The sequence below is a fragment of the Candidatus Deferrimicrobiaceae bacterium genome (genome assembly GCA_035256765.1).
In the GTDB taxonomy this organism is placed as follows: domain Bacteria; phylum Desulfobacterota; class Deferrimicrobia; order Deferrimicrobiales; family Deferrimicrobiaceae; genus CSP1-8.
On sequence record DATEXR010000254.1, the window covers coordinates 1 to 14,602 of the forward strand.

Annotated in this window: 16 protein-coding genes; 15 read left to right on the plus strand and 1 reads right to left on the minus strand. The window is 65.7% G+C overall.

Translation table 11 applies throughout. The features are described 5' to 3' along the window. The 5 genes from rimM to VJ307_08450 all read left to right on the plus strand — a co-directional run. A partial coding sequence (gene rimM / locus VJ307_08430) for a ribosome maturation factor RimM (GenBank protein ID HJX74167.1) occupies positions 1 to 287 on the plus strand: 287 nt, incomplete at its 5' end. Position 288: 1 nt separating this feature from the next. Beyond that, positions 289 to 993, plus strand: coding sequence for a tRNA (guanosine(37)-N1)-methyltransferase TrmD (trmD, locus tag VJ307_08435; protein ID HJX74168.1), 705 nt, complete (start codon positions 289 to 291; stop codon positions 991 to 993). Positions 994 to 1,046: 53 nt separating this feature from the next. Beyond that, positions 1,047 to 1,502 carry a 50S ribosomal protein L19 gene (rplS, locus tag VJ307_08440; GenBank protein ID HJX74169.1) on the plus strand — a complete coding sequence of 152 codons (456 nt, stop codon included), beginning with the start codon at positions 1,047 to 1,049 and terminating at the stop codon, positions 1,500 to 1,502. Positions 1,503 to 1,554: 52 nt separating this feature from the next. Then, positions 1,555 to 2,127, plus strand: a complete 573-nt coding sequence (locus tag VJ307_08445; protein HJX74170.1) for a ribonuclease HII — start codon at positions 1,555 to 1,557, stop codon at positions 2,125 to 2,127. Next, on the plus strand, positions 2,124 to 2,513 hold the full coding sequence (locus VJ307_08450) for a YraN family protein (protein HJX74171.1): 390 nt from the start codon (positions 2,124 to 2,126) through the stop codon (positions 2,511 to 2,513). Before VJ307_08445 ends, VJ307_08450 begins: the two co-directional genes overlap by 4 nt. Before the next feature lie 514 nt (positions 2,514 to 3,027). Here the strand turns inward: VJ307_08450 and VJ307_08455 are convergent. Further along, a complete protein-coding gene (locus VJ307_08455) occupies positions 3,028 to 4,068 on the minus strand; it encodes a 6-phosphofructokinase (protein ID HJX74172.1) in 1,041 nt (346 codons plus the stop codon). Positions 4,069 to 4,193: 125 nt separating this feature from the next. Here VJ307_08455 and iorA point away from each other — a divergent pair, with 125 nt between their 5' ends. The 10 genes from iorA to VJ307_08505 form a co-directional block, all read left to right on the plus strand. Continuing rightward, on the plus strand, positions 4,194 to 6,002 hold the full coding sequence (gene iorA, locus VJ307_08460) for an indolepyruvate ferredoxin oxidoreductase subunit alpha (GenBank protein ID HJX74173.1): 1,809 nt from the start codon (positions 4,194 to 4,196) through the stop codon (positions 6,000 to 6,002). Further along, positions 5,999 to 6,601, plus strand: coding sequence for an indolepyruvate oxidoreductase subunit beta (locus VJ307_08465; GenBank protein HJX74174.1), 603 nt, complete (start codon positions 5,999 to 6,001; stop codon positions 6,599 to 6,601). Before iorA ends, VJ307_08465 begins: the two co-directional genes overlap by 4 nt. Positions 6,602 to 6,649: 48 nt before the next feature. Further along, the gene (locus tag VJ307_08470; protein HJX74175.1) at positions 6,650 to 7,951 is read left to right on the plus strand and encodes a phenylacetate--CoA ligase; all 1,302 of its coding nucleotides are present in this window, start codon (positions 6,650 to 6,652) and stop codon (positions 7,949 to 7,951) included. 154 nt (positions 7,952 to 8,105) lie between these two features. After that, positions 8,106 to 8,537 carry an ACT domain-containing protein gene (locus VJ307_08475; protein ID HJX74176.1) on the plus strand — a complete coding sequence of 144 codons (432 nt, stop codon included), beginning with the start codon at positions 8,106 to 8,108 and terminating at the stop codon, positions 8,535 to 8,537. A gap of 129 nt (positions 8,538 to 8,666) precedes the next feature. Next, on the plus strand, positions 8,667 to 9,815 hold the full coding sequence (locus VJ307_08480; protein HJX74177.1) for an ABC transporter substrate-binding protein: 1,149 nt from the start codon (positions 8,667 to 8,669) through the stop codon (positions 9,813 to 9,815). A gap of 72 nt (positions 9,816 to 9,887) precedes the next feature. Next, complete coding sequence (locus tag VJ307_08485) at positions 9,888 to 10,778, plus strand: branched-chain amino acid ABC transporter permease (protein ID HJX74178.1); 891 nt, start codon at positions 9,888 to 9,890, stop codon at positions 10,776 to 10,778. Next, positions 10,778 to 11,848 (plus strand): branched-chain amino acid ABC transporter permease, encoded by a 1,071-nt coding sequence (locus VJ307_08490; protein ID HJX74179.1) that lies wholly within the window; start codon positions 10,778 to 10,780, stop codon positions 11,846 to 11,848. The genes VJ307_08485 and VJ307_08490 overlap by 1 nt, the downstream gene beginning before the upstream one ends. Then, positions 11,845 to 12,609, plus strand: coding sequence for an ABC transporter ATP-binding protein (locus VJ307_08495; protein HJX74180.1), 765 nt, complete (start codon positions 11,845 to 11,847; stop codon positions 12,607 to 12,609). Before VJ307_08490 ends, VJ307_08495 begins: the two co-directional genes overlap by 4 nt. Beyond that, positions 12,602 to 13,336 (plus strand): ABC transporter ATP-binding protein, encoded by a 735-nt coding sequence (locus VJ307_08500; protein ID HJX74181.1) that lies wholly within the window; start codon positions 12,602 to 12,604, stop codon positions 13,334 to 13,336. Before VJ307_08495 ends, VJ307_08500 begins: the two co-directional genes overlap by 8 nt. Before the next feature lie 18 nt (positions 13,337 to 13,354). Beyond that, positions 13,355 to 14,602: phenylacetate--CoA ligase (locus tag VJ307_08505; GenBank protein ID HJX74182.1), on the plus strand; the 1,248-nt coding region annotated here is incomplete at its 3' end.

Consider the following 14,602-nt stretch of genomic DNA (forward strand, 5'->3'; position numbering starts at 1 on the left):
AAGAGGCGAAGGAGTGGTCGGGGGCCTTGGTCTCGGTCCTTTGGGATGAGCTTCCTCCCCCGGAGGAGGGGGAGTATTACGTCACGGACCTGATCGGCTGCGAAGTGGTGGATGCCGCGGGGGGCCGCGTCGGGGAGCTCGTCGGGGTGGAGGAGGGGCCGGCTCACGACTGGCTCGTCATCCGGCGCGAAGAGGGGGAGTCCCTCCTTCCGATGGTTTCCGAGTTTGTCCGCGAGGTGGACGTCGCGGGCCGCCGCATCGTGGTGGCCCCCCCGGAGGGGTGGTAAGGTGCGGATCGACATCCTGACGCTCTTCCCCGGGATCTTTTCCGGACCGCTCGACCACAGCATCCTCGCCCGGGCGAGGGAGGCGGGGCTGCTGGCGGTCGGCGTGCACGACCTGCGGGACTACGCGGAGGGGAAGCACCGGGTGACCGACGAGCCGCCTTTCGGCGGGGGCGGCGGGATGGTAATGAAGCCGGAGCCGATCTTTGCGGGGGTGGAGGCGATCCGAACACGGTTCGGGCCGGGGAAGGCGGTCCTTCTCTCCCCCCAGGGAGAGCTGTTGACCCACCGGCTGGCGCGCCGGCTGGCCGGGGAAGAACATCTGATCCTCATCTGCGGTCGGTACGAAGGGGTAGACCAGCGCGTGGCGGACCACCTGGCCGACTTCGAGATCTCCATCGGCGATTACGTGCTGACGGGAGGGGAGTTGCCCTCCCTCGTGCTGGTCGACGCGGTGGCCCGGTTCGTGCCCGGCGTGATCGGGGGCCCTTTGGCGCCGGACCGGGATTCCTTCGAGGAGGGAATCCTCGAGGGGCCGCAATACACCCGCCCCCGGGAGTTCCGAGGGCTTACGGTCCCCGACGTGCTCCTGTCGGGCAACCACGCCGCGATCGAGAAGTGGCGCCGGGAGGAGGGGACGCGCAGGACCTTGGCCAGGCGCCCCGATCTCGGGAAGAAGAAGTTGACACCCGGCGGCGGGGTGGAATAGATTAATCCGTCTTGTTTTCCAAAGGGAACCGACTCGGGAAAGGGGTTCGAGAAATGAGCAATCTCCTCAGGGAACTGGAAAAATCGCAGCTTCGCAGCGACCTTCCGGCGTTCAAGGCCGGGGACACGGTGCGCGTCTACCTGCGGATTCGGGAAGGGGAAAAGGAGCGCGTCCAGTACTTCGAGGGGATCGTCATCGGGTTTCACCGCAACGGACCCTCCACAACCTTCAAAGTCCGCAAGGAGTCATACGGAGTGGGCGTGGAGCGGACGTTCCCGCTGCACTCCCCCCTCCTCGAGAGGATCGAAGTGAAGAAGAGGGGGGACGTCCGCAGGGCGAAGCTCTTCTTCCTCCGCAAGGTGTCCGGCAAGAAGGCCCGGATCCGGGAGAAGAAGGACTGGCTCGGCAAGAAGGGGATCGCCATCCCGGCCGAGGGGACCGCGGAACCACCCGAAGAGGGTGTCGCCGCGCCGGAAGATGCGGCGCAGGCGCCGGAGACCAAGGAGTAGGGCACCCCCGTTGGACGGTTTCGAGACCCGGGCGCGTGCGAGGGGTTTTCGCATGGTGGCCGGCGTAGACGAAGCCGGGCGGGGACCGCTTGCCGGCCCGGTAGTGGCGGCGGCCGTAGTGCTCCCCCCGGGGTTCTATCGGCCGGATATCCGCGATTCGAAGGCCCTTTCCCCGAAAGCGAGGGAAAGGGCCTTTTCTCTTGTCACCTCGCACGCCCTCGCCTACGCGGTTGGCCATTCCACCCCGGAGGAGATCGACCGGATCAACATCCTCAAGGCGTCGCTTCTCGCGATGCGACGGGCGGTGGAAAAACTCATACCCGTTCCTGACTTTCTCTACATCGATGGGAATATTTCGATCCCTCCGGCGGAGGGAGGCCCATGGGCGGCCATCCGCCAGGAACCGCTCGTCTCGGGGGACACCCGGTGCGTTTCGGTCATGGCGGCCTCCATCGTCGCGAAGGTCACCCGGGACCGGCTGATGCTCGAGTACGACCGGGTCTACCCCGGGTACGGCTTCGCCTCCCACAAGGGGTACCCGACGAGGGGGCATCTGGCCGCCTTGGCGTTGCTCGGCCCCTCCCCGATTCACCGGAAGACGTTCCGCGGGGTCCTTCCGGGGTGAGTCGCAAGCCGGAAGAGAGGGCGGCGGCGGGGCGGGAGGCGGAAGAATCGGTCTGCGCGTATCTGCGGGAAAGAGGAATGGAGATCGTGGAGCGGAACTTCCGCGCCCGGGGCGGGGAGATCGACGTCATTGCCCGGGACAGGAACGTTCTCGCGTTCGTCGAGGTGCGCTTCCGGGAGGAGGACGGGCACGGGCTCCCGGAGGAGTCCGTGGGCCCGGCCAAACGAAGAAGGATCGCGGCCGCGGCGAGGGCGTACCTGGCGACGATCCCCCCGGGCTCGTGGAAGGAGGCGCGGTTCGACGTGGCGGCGGTCGACGGCAGCGGGGGCGCCCCGGCCATCCGCTATTACCCCGCCGCGTTCGACGCCCGGGGCAAGATCCTTTAAGCCGGGTGTTCCTCCCGGGGACCCTGGCTCGCGGGGGGCTTCCGCATCCGCTACGCTCGCGATCTTCGCCCGCTCGCTGCCGGTTCCGCTCGCGTGTCTTAAACGCCGCTTCGCGGCGACCCCCATTTCTCGCTCCACAGGCCGCTCTGCGGAACCCCCCGCTGCGCCCCGGGTCCCCGGTGACCGGCGCAGCAGCCGCAGGAGGAGGGGCGCAGTGAGACCGGCCTCCAGGAGTTCATTCCCTCAGATCCCGGCATTCGAGGGCCGCTGCATCCGCTCCGGTTTCGTTGCCCTCCCTCACCGTACCGCAGCGGGTACGCTTCGGTCGGGCGCCTCGCCGGAAGCGGCGCATCGACCCTCTCGGTGCACGGCCTCTTCGGCAACGGACCCCTGGAGGCCGGAGCGCAGGCGTGCGGGTGCAACGCACGCCGAGCCACGAACGGAGCCCCCCTCCGAGGCTGCGGAGCCGTTTCTGCGCAAGGCGCAGCGGTAGGCGGGGGAACGTCCCGGTTCTTTACCCGAAGAATTCCTCGGCGATGTGGAAGATTCCCATGTTGACCGTTTTCGACTGCGCGGTGGCTTCGGACAAGGGGACGGGGACGATCTCTTTCCCCTGGAGGGCGGCCATCTTCCCGAACTCGCCGCGGTGGGCCATCTCGGTGGCGAAGACGCCGTACCGGGTGGCCAGCACCCGGTCGTGGGCGGTAGGGGAACCGCCCCGCTGGATGTGGCCAAGGACCACGAAGCGCGTCTCGAACCTCGTCCGTTTCTCGATCTCCTTGGCAAGGACCTGCGAGATCCCGCCCAGCCGGACGTGCCCGAACTCGTCGGTCTTCGTCTCCTGGATGATCAGCTGGCCGTCCTCGCCCGGCTTCTCGGCGAACTTTGCCCCCTCCGCCACCACGACGATGCTGAAGTTCTTCCCGCGGCTGTGGCGTCGCAGGATCAGGTCGCATACCTCGTCGATGTCGATCGGCTTTTCCGGAATGAGGATCGCGTGCGCCCCTCCTGCCATCCCCGAGAAGGTGGCGATCCATCCCGCGTTGCGCCCCATCACCTCCACCACCATGACGCGGTTGTGGGACTCCGCCGTCGTGTGGATCCGGTCGATGGCATCGGTGGCGATGGAGACCGCCGTGTCGAACCCGAAGGTGAAATCGGTCCCCGACAGGTCGTTGTCGATCGTCTTGGGGACGCCCACCACCGGAAGGCCGCGCTCATAGAGCTTGCTCGCCGCCCCCAGGGTGTCCTCGCCCCCGATGGCGACGAGTGCGTCGAGCCCCAGCAGGCGGAAGTTCTTCAGGACCTTGTCAGGACCGTCGGGATCCTTGAAAGGGTTGGTCCGGGAAGTGCCGATGATCGTTCCGCCGATGTGCAGGATCCCCGAGACCATCTTGGTGTCGAGATCCATGTAGGAGATGTCCACAAGTCCCTTCCACCCGTTCCGGATGCCCACCACACGGGAATCTAAATTGTCGGATTTCCGGACCACCGCCCGGATGACCGCATTGAGGCCCGGGCAATCTCCGCCGCCGTTCAGCACGCCTATTTTCATCTTGCCTTCCTCCCTTGTCGAATATCGGTAAAGTATAGCAGAGTCCCGCTCACCGTATTTGAAAGGAGCGGGTCTATATGGTAATTTATAAGACTTATATCCCGGCAGGAAAGAAAGGAATTTCGTTGTCCGTACCGGCAAGGGAAAAGATCGTGCTGCTGTCCGGGAACGAGGCGATCGCACGGGGGGCGTTCGAGGCGGGGGTTACGGTCGCCTCCGCCTACCCCGGGACCCCGAGCACGGAGATCCTCGAGAATTTCGCGCGGTACGAGGGAGTCTACGCGGAGTGGGCTCCCAACGAAAAGGTGTCGGTGGAGGTGGCGCACGGGGCCTCGATGGCGGGAGCGCGGGCCCTCGCGGTGATGAAGCACGTGGGGGTGAACGTCGCCGCCGACCCGATCTTCACCGCCTCCTACACGGGGGTGCGCGGGGGGTTCGTGATCGTCACCGCCGACGATCCCGAACTGCACTCGTCCCAGAACGAGCAGGACAACCGGCACTATGCCGTCGCGGCGAAGATCCCGATGCTGGAGCCGTCCGACTCCTGGGAGGCGAAGGAGTTCACGAGGCTTGCCTTCGACCTCTCGGAAAAATTCGACACCCCGGTCTTTTTGAGGAGCACCACGCGGATCTCCCACGCCGAGGGGGCGGTCCGGCTCGGCGACGTGACGGGATCACTCCTCGCCCCCGGGTTCGTGCGCGACCCGGCCAAGTGGGTCATGCTCCCGGACAACGCGAGGCGGCGGCACGGGATCGTCGAGGAGAGGATGCGGGCCCTCGCTACGTTCGCGGAAGGGTTCGACGGCAACCGGATCGAGTGGGGCGACCGCACCCTGGGGGTGATCACGGCGGGGGTCTCGTACCAGTACGTCCGGGAGGCGTTTCCCGACGCGTCGGTCCTGAAGCTGGGGATGGCGCACCCGCTCCCGTCGCGGCTCATCCGGGAGTTCGCGGCGGGCGTGTCGCGCGTGGTGGTGGTCGAGGAGCTGGACCCTCACATCGAGACGCACGTGAAGGCCCTGGGGCTTCCGGTGCAGGGGAAGGAGATCATCCCGATCGTCGGGGAGCTTTCCCCGCGGATCGTCCGGGAGGGGATTACCGGGGTGGCGATTCCCGTGCGGCCGGCCGAGGGGCTTCCCCGGAGGCCCCCGAACCTGTGCCCCGGCTGCCCGCACCGCGGGCTTTTCTACGTCCTCAACAAGTTCAAGGCGACGGTGGCCGGCGACATCGGCTGCTATACCCTCGCGGCGCTCCCGCCGCTTTCCGGAATGGACACCTGCGTCTGCATGGGGGCGTCCATCGGGAACGCCTTCGGGATCGAGAAGGCGCTGGGAAAGGCCGCCCTGGGCAAGGTGGTGGCGGTCATCGGGGATTCCACCTTCCTCCACTCGGGGATCACGCCCCTGATCGACATCGTCTACAACCGCGGGTTCTCCACGGTGATCATCCTGGACAACCGGACGACCGCCATGACCGGCGCCCAGGAGAATCCTGCGACGGGAAGGACGCTCATGGGCAAGGCCACCCGCCGGCTGGACCTGGCGGCTCTGTGCCGCGCGGTGGGTGTGGACCACGTCTATACGGTCAACCCGCACGACATGGAGCGGACGGAAGCGGTCCTCAGGAGGGAGCTCTTCCGCGAGGAGCCGTCCGTGATCATCACCGAGGCGCCGTGCGTTCTCCTCCCGGAGCACCGCAGGAAAAAGCGTCCCGTCTACGAGGTGATCCCCGACCTGTGCAGGGGATGCAAGGCGTGCAGCAAGCTCGGCTGCCCCGCGATCGAATGGGTTCCGTTCACGCCGGAGGCGGCGGTCGCCGCGGGGAAGAAGGCGTCCCAGAAGGGGATGACGCGGATCCATCCCCTCCTGTGCGACGGGTGCAACCAGTGCCCTCCGCTGTGCAAGTTCAAGGCGATCCTGGAGAAGAAGGGGTGAAACAGGCCCGCGGGAACGTTTTCCTCGCGGGCGTCGGCGGGCAGGGGATCCTCCTCGCGTCCGAGGTGCTGGGCGAGGCGTTCCTGCTCGGAGGGTACGACGTCAAGAAGAGCGAGGTCCACGGAATGGCCCAGCGCGGGGGGGCGGTGACGACCCACCTGCGCTACGGCCCGAAGGTGTTCTCGCCGCTCATCGAGCCGGGCACGGCGGACCTGCTGGTCGCCTTCGAGAAGCTGGAGGCCCTCCGGTTCGCGCATTTTCTCAAACCCGGCGGCGCCGCGGTGGTCAACGCGCAGGAGATCCTGCCTCCGTCGGTGGCCACCGGCCGGGAGCGGTACCCGGAGCGGATCGAGGAGCGGCTTGCCGAGGTGACACCGAACCTGTACCTGGTCGATGCCCTGGCGACCGCCCTCTCCCTGCGCGAGGTGCGCGCCGTGAACATGGTGATGGCGGGTGCCGCCTCGCACCTGCTTCCCCTCCCCGAGGAATGCTACCTGAGGGCGATCCGGGAGCGTCTTCCGGAGAGATTCGTGGAGGTGAACGCGAAAGCGTTTCGCGCCGGGCGGGCGCTGTTGGCGCCCCGCGAGGCGGGACGGTAAATCGGGCGGGGCGGCCCGCGCCGCCGTCCCCCGGACAGAGGAGAACGGATGATCTGGGACGACGAATTCGAAACGCTGCCGCGCGAGGCGCTTGCGGCCCTGCAGTCGAAGCGGCTCCGGGCCCTGATCGAAAGGGTCCACTCCGCGGTTCCTTTCTACCGCCGCAAGCTCGACGAGGCGGGGTACCGGGCGGGCGACGTCCGGGGGCTCGAGGATCTGCCGGATCTTCCCTTCACGACGAAGGACGACCTGCGGGAGACCTACCCGTTCGGGCTGTTCGCCGTCCCGATGGAGCGGGTCGTGCGGGTTCACGCCTCCTCGGGGACCACGGGGAAGCCGGTCGTCGTCGGCTACACGCGCCGGGACATCGACACCTGGGCGGAGCTGATGGCCCGCACGCTCACCTGCGGAGGGACGACGAAGGGGGACGTGGTCCACAACGCGTACGGCTACGGCCTGTTCACGGGGGGGCTGGGAGCCCACTACGGGGCGGAGAGGATCGGCGCGACCGTCATCCCGATCTCGGGGGGGAACACGAAGCGGCAGATCATGCTCATGCAGGACTTCGGGTCCACGATCCTGTTGTGCACCCCCTCCTACGCGCTCAACCTCGCCGAGGTGATGGCGGAGGAGGGCGTCGATCCCGCCCGCCTGAAGCTCAAGTGCGGCCTGTTCGGGGCCGAGCCGTGGACCGAATCGATGCGGGGGGAGATCGAGAAGAAGCTCCGGATCAGCGCGCTCGACATCTATGGCCTCTCGGAGGTCATCGGGCCGGGGGTGGCGTCGGAGTGCATCGAGGAGAAGCGCGGCCTGCACGTCTTCGAGGACCACTTCATCGCGGAGATCATCGACCCGTCGACGGGGAAGGCGCTCCCTTGCGGGGAGACGGGCGAGCTCGTCTTCACCACGATCACCAAGGAGGCCTTTCCCGTGATCCGCTACCGGACGCGCGACATCTCGCGCCTCAGCGTCTCCCCCTGCTCCTGCGGCCGGACGCACGCGCGGATGGACCGGATCTCGGGGCGGACCGACGACATGCTCATCATCCGGGGGGTCAACGTCTTCCCGTCCCAGATCGAGTCGGTCCTGATGACGATCGAGGGCGTCGAGCCCCACTACCAGCTCATCGTCTCCCGCGAGGGGTCCCTGGACGTCCTCGAGGTGCAGGTGGAGGTGGGCGAGGCGATCTTCACGGACGAGATCAAGGGGCTCGAGACGCTTTCGAAGCGCATCGAGCACGAGATCAAGGACCTGTTGGGCGTCTCCTGCAAGGTGAAGCTTGTGGAGCCCAAGACGATCCAGCGCAGCGAGGGGAAGGCGAAGCGGGTCATCGATCAAAGGAAGCTGTAATGGCCAGATTCGTAAATATGGCTGCATTCGAGCCCCGCCCTCTTTCCGAACCGGACCATTCCAGCGTCCGAGGGTTCCGCGGAGTGGTCGGCGTCAGCAGGCGGTGCACACCCAAGAACGGGGGCGAACACTACTCGCCCGACAGGGGGCTGCGATGAAGGTCGAGCAGATTTCGATTTTCCTGGAGAACAAGTCCGGGAGGCTGGCCGAGGTGACGAATATTCTCTCCCGGGCGGGCGTCAATATACGGGCGCTCTCCCTGGCCGACACCGCCGATTTCGGGATCCTTCGCCTGATCGTCAACCAGACCGACCGGGCGAAGCAGGTCCTGAAGGAGAACGGGTTCACGGTGGGGAAGACGGAGGTGGTGGCCCTCGAGGTCCCGGACCGTCCGGGGGGGCTGGGGGAGATCCTGAGGATCCTGTACGAGGCGGGAATCAACGTGGAGTACATGTACGCCTTCGTGCAGCGGTCGGGGGACAACGCGATCATCATCTTCCGGTTCGACGAGCTGGACAAGGCGATCCGGGTCCTGACGGGGGCCGGGGTGCGGGTGCTCAGGGGGGAGGAAGTCTACGCCCTGTAGAGGAGGCCGCGGGCCGGCTGGCGGCATTTCGCAGGGAAACGGTATGTTGACCGTCGATTTCCGGGAGGAAGGGGAAACGGTACGACAGCGGGGGAGACGGCGGAAATCCCAAGGGAGAAGGAGGAGTACATGAGGGGGAAAAGCGGATTGATCTGTGCGATCCTGGCGCTGGCGCTGATGGCGGGCGCAAGCGTTCAGGCGGCCGAGCCGATCAAGGTCGGCGCGATCCTGTCGGTGACGGGGCCGGCGTCGTTCCTGGGGGCGCCCGAGGCGAAGACCCTCGAGATGCTCGTCGAGGAGCAGAACAAGAAAGGGGGATTTCTCGGAAGGAAGATCGAACTGATCGTCAAGGATTCCGGCGCCTCCGCGGAGAAGGCGTTTTCCTTCGCCAAGCAGCTCATCGAGGAGGAGAAAGTGTTTGCGATCCTCGGCCCCTCGACGAGCGGCGAGTCGATGAAGATCAAGAGCGTCGCCGAGGAGGGGAAGACCCTCCTCCTGTCCTGCGCCGCGGCGGAGGTGATCGTCAACCCCGTGGCCATGTACGTCTTCAAGACGCCGCAGAGCGACAAGGACGCGGTCATCAAGATCTTCCAGCAGATGAAGAATATGAAGATCTCCAGGATCGGCGTCCTTTCCAGCAACACCGGCTTCGGAAACGCGGGGAAGGCGCAGATCGAGAAACTTGCCCCGGCGTACGGCATCTTGATCCTCGCCAATGAGGTGTACGACAAGGCCGCCAGCGACCTGACGGCCGAGGTGACGAAGATCAAGGCGGCCAACGTCGAGGCGATCCTGAACTGGTCGATCGAGCCGGCGCAGGCGATCGCGATCAAGAACGCCCGTCAGATCGGCCTCAAGGTGCCAATCTTCCAGAGCCACGGGTTCGGGAACATCAAGTATGTAGAGGCCGCCGGGCCGGCCGCCGAGGGGGTGATTTTTCCGGCCGGCCGGCTCCTCATCGTTGACGTGCTCCCGAAGAGCCACCCCCAGAAGGCGGTGCTCAACAAGTACAAGAAAGACTACGAATCGAGGTTCAAGGAAGAGGTGAGCACCTTCGGCGGCCACGCCTATGACGCCTTCATGATCCTGGCGAAGGCGATCGAGAATACCAACAGCACGGACAAGGAGTTGATCCGGTCCGCCATCGAGCAGCTGCAGGGTTTCGTCGGGACCGGCGGAATCTTCTACTTCTCGCCTTCGGACCACAACGGACTTAACATCGATGCTTTCGAGATGCTGACCGTCCGGAAGGGGAAGTTTGTTCCCCTCGCAAAGTAGCCGGATCCGCACGAAACCCGGTCGGGAGCATCCGCGGGAACGCGGGTGCTCCCGATTTGTTGAGGGAAGGGATTGAACTCCGACCTGTTCTTCCAGTACGTGGTCGCCGGAATCACCTACGGGACGATCTACGCGGTCGTCGCCATCGGGTTCAACATCATCTACAACGCGACGGGGATCATCAACTTCGCGCAGGGGGAGTTCGTCATGCTCGGCGGCATGATCGCCGTCACGCTGAGCCGGTTCCTGCCCCTGCCCGTGGCCATCCTGGGCGCGGTCGCGGTGACGACGATCATCGGAGCGGTCATCGACATCCTTTTCATCCGGTGGCTCAGGGGGCCGTCGGTGCTGCGGATGATTATCATCACGATCGGGGTCTCGATCCTGGTCCGCGAAGTCGCCCTGCACGTCTGGGGGGAAAGCGTCAGGGCGCTCCCCTATTTCACGGGCACCTCGGTCACCTCCATCAAAATGGGGAATGTGTACATCTCTCCCCAGGTCCTTTGGGTCGTCGGCGTCAGCGCCATCGCGGTCGTCGCCTTGAGCGCCTTCTTCCACTACACGATGCTGGGCAGGCAGATGCGGGCCTGCGCGGCGAACCGGGACGCCGCGCGGCTTTGCGGCATCAGCGCGAAGAACATGGTGACGCTGTCGTTCATGCTGAGCGCAGGGATCGGCGCCATCGGGGGCGCCGTCGTCTGCCCGATCACCTACGTCCAGTACGACAGCGGAACGCCACTGGCGATCAAGGGGTTCACCGTCGCCATCCTCGGGGGGCTCGGGAACAGCGCGGCCGCCGTAGGCGCCGGCATGATCCTGGGAATACTCGAATCCTTCAGCATCTGGGTCCTGCCCGCCGCCTACAAGGAGGTCATCTCGATCTCCCTCCTGCTCCTCATCCTGTTCATCCGGCCGAGCGGCATCTTCGGCAGCGCCGAGGCGGCCCGGCTGAAGGAGTTCTGATGCGGGGGAGGCACCTTCCGGTCCTCATCTTCGGGGGGCTGATCGTGGGCATCCAGCTCGCGACCTCGGTCGCCGGCAATCCCTATCATCTCACCCAGCTGACGATGTCCGCGTACTACTCGCTCCTGGCCATCGGGCTTTGTCTCCTGGTCGGATATGCGGGGCAGATCTCGCTCGGTCACGCCGGGTTTTTCGCGATCGGCGGCTACATCACGGCCCTGCTGACGACGCACGACCTCTCGTCCCGGGCGGGCGGCGCAAGCCGGTGGCTGGCGAAGGCGGGGATCCTTTCCTCCCGCACCGACCTCTACGGGGGGGAACTGTTGACCGTCCATCCCTGGGTTGCGTGCCTCGTGGCGGTTCTTGCGACCGTCGGGATCGCCTACGCCGTAGGAGGCCCGGTCCTGAAGCTTCGGGGCCACTACCTTGCCATGGCGACATTGGGCTTCGGCGTCATCATTTACCGTATCGTCCTGGGGACCGAATTCCTCGGCGCGGCGGACGGCATTTCCGACGTTCCCCCGTTTGCCGTCCTCCCCGGCCTCGAGGTTTCCGGAAAGGCCGCTCTGCGCGCCTCCAATTATTATCTCGCCTGGGGGGTGGTGATCGCCGCAATGGTGCTTCTCCTCAATCTCATCGATTCCCGTGCCGGGAGGGCCCTCTCCTCGATCCACGGCGCCGAGGACGCCGCCGAGGCGATGGGGATCCCCACCGCCCGGTACAAGCTTTCCACCTTCGTGCTTTCCGCCGCCTTTGCGGGACTCGCCGGCGTGCTGCTCACCCATTACAACGGCGGCATCGGGCCCTCGGAGGCCTCGGTCATGAAATCCGTCCGGTACGTCGCGATCGTTGCGGTCGGCGGCATGGCGAACCTCTGGGGGACGCTCCTGATGAGCCTTCTCCTCAACTACCTCTCTCTTCGCGGATATTTCGGGACCTATGACGACGCGGTCTTCGGCGTCATACTGATCCTGATCATGCTCTTCGCGCCCGATGGGCTCCTGCGGCGGCAGCTGTTCGAGGAGCTCAAGGCAGCGGTTTTCCCCGCCGGCGGGGAGAAGGAAACGTGAAGCTTCTCTCGATCCGGAGCATAAGCAAGCGGTTCGGCGGCCTCAAGGCGGTGGATAACGTGTCCTTCGATGTGCCACAGGGCGCCATCAAGGCCCTCATCGGCCCGAACGGCGCAGGCAAGACGACGCTGTTCAACCTGCTCTCCGGGTTCCTCCGTCCCGACCGGGGTTCGGTCGTCTTCGCCGGCGCCGAGGTGCTGGGGATCATGCCTCACCAGATCGCGGCGCGAGGCATGGCGAGGACATTCCAGCAGACCCGTCTCTTTCCGAAGATGACCGTCCTGGATAACATCCTGGTCGGGCGCCACCTCCACAGCCGGGGGGGCTTCGTATCCTGTATGCTCCACCTTCCGTTCCTCCGGAAGGAGGAGCGCAACGCGCGGGAAACGTGCCGGGAGATCCTGGAGTTCCTGGGTCTTTCCGGCCAGGCGGATGAGGAAGCCGTTCGTCTCCCCTACGGACAGCAGCGCATCGTGGAGCTCGGCCGGGCGCTGGCCTGCGAGCCGCGGATTCTTCTGCTCGACGAGCCCGCGGCGGGTCTGAACATCCGCGAAACGGCCGAGGTCGGGAAACTGATCAGCAGGATTCGCGAGCGGAACGTCACCGTCCTGCTCGTGGAGCATGACATGTCCCTCGTCATGGACATTTCCGACGAGATCGTCGTGCTCAGTTACGGGCAGAAAATCGCCGAAGACAAACCGGCCTCCATCCAGAAGGACCCGGAAGTGATCCAGATCTACCTCGGGGAAGGCGATGCTTAGGATCAAGAACCTTGAGGCGGGATACGGTCCTTTGAAAGTCCTTCGGAAGGTGTCGCTTCACATCGGCCCCGGCGAGATCGTCACGGTCATCGGGGCGAACGGCGCGGGCAAGACGACGCTTCTGAAGACCGTTTCGGGGCTTCTTGCCCCACGGGGGGGCGAGATCCTCTTCGAAAAGAAGACGATCCGGAAAGTACCGGCGGAGCGGATCGTTTCCCTGGGCTGTTCGCTCGTGCCCGAAGGTCGCCAGCTGTTCGCTCCCATGACGGTGCGGGAGAATCTGATCCTCGGGGCCTGTGTCCAGTACCGGAGAAGAAGGCACGAGGAGGTGACCGAGGACATGGAGCGGGTTTTCGGCCTCTTCCCGCGGCTGAAGGAACGGGAGGCCCAACTGGCCGGGACCCTCTCCGGGGGGGAGCAGCAGATGCTGGCCATCGGGCGGGCGCTCCTTTCCCGCCCCCGGATGCTTCTCCTCGACGAACCCTCCATGGGGCTGGCCCCCCGGATGGTTCGGGAGATCTTCACCCATATCGTGCATCTCCGGAAGGAGTTCGGGCTGACGATTCTTCTCGTCGAGCAGAACGCGCGGGGGGCCCTGCGCGTGGCCGACCGGGGGTATGTCCTGGAGACCGGGCGGATCATCCTCCAGGGACCGTCCGAGGAACTGCTGTCCAACCAAGACGTGCAACGCGCCTATCTGGGGCGGAGCCCCGAGGGAGAAGCGTAAAGGCAAGGAGGTGGGTCGATGTACTGGGAACCCGACAGGGAGTGCATGGATCGGGAGGAGCTCGAGCAGCTCCAGTTCGAACGGCTCCAGTCGACGCTGAACCGCATCTATTCCCACGTCCCTTTCTACCGGAAGAGGTTCGACTCCCTGGGGGGCCTGCCGGAGGACATCGCCTCCCTGGCCGACTTCTCGCGCCTCCCGTTCACCGCGAAGGAGGACCTCCGGGAGAGCTACCCGTACGGCCTGTTCGCCGTCCCCCTCCGGGAGGTCGTCCGGATCCACGCCTCCTCCGGGACGACGGGTGCGTCGACGGTCGTGGGATACACCCGGAACGACATCCGGATCTGGAGCAACCTCACGGCCCGGGTCCTCACGATGGGCGGGGTGACGAAGGACGACGTGGTCCAGATCGCATTCGGGTACGGCCTCTTCACCGGGGGGTTCGGCCTGCACTACGGGGCCGAGCGGATCGGGGCCTCCGTGATCCCCGCCTCGAGCGGTCACACCCTGCGCCAGATCAAGATCATGATGGACTTCAAGACCACGGCCCTGGTCTCCACGCCCTCCTACGCGATGCTCGTGGCGGAGACGATCCGGGAGCAGGGGATTCCCCTGGCGGCTCTCTCCCTGAAATACGGCCTTTTCGGGGCGGAGCCCTGGTCCGAGCGGATGCGACAGGAGATCCAGGAGAAGCTGGGAATCGTCGCGACGGACAACTACGGCCTGTCCGAAATCATCGGCCCCGGCGTCTCGGGGGAGTGCCGGGAGCAGAACGGCCTCCACATCAACGAGGACCACTTCCTGGTGGAGGTCGTCGACCCGGAGACCCGTAGGCCGATGCCCGACGGGGAAACGGGGGAGCTCGTGATCACCTCACTCACCAAGGAGGCCTTTCCCATGATCCGATACCGGACGCGGGATCTCACCAGCATCCTTCCCGGGCACTGCCCCTGCGGGCGAACGCTGCGCCGGATGGCCCGCGTGAAGGGGCGGACCGACGACATGCTGATCATCAAGGGGGTGAACGTCTTCCCCTCCCAGATCGAGTCCGTCCTTTTCGAAATCGAGGGGACGGAGCCGCACTACCAGATCGTGATCGACCGGAAGGGGGGGCTCGACGAGGTCACCGTCCACGTCGAGGTGGGAGAGACGATCTTTTTCGATCAAATGCGACGGCAGAGGGATATGATGGAACTCATCCGGAAGCGGCTCGCCCAGGAGCTCGGGATCAGCGTCGAGGTCAAGCTCGTCGAGAAAAAGACGCTC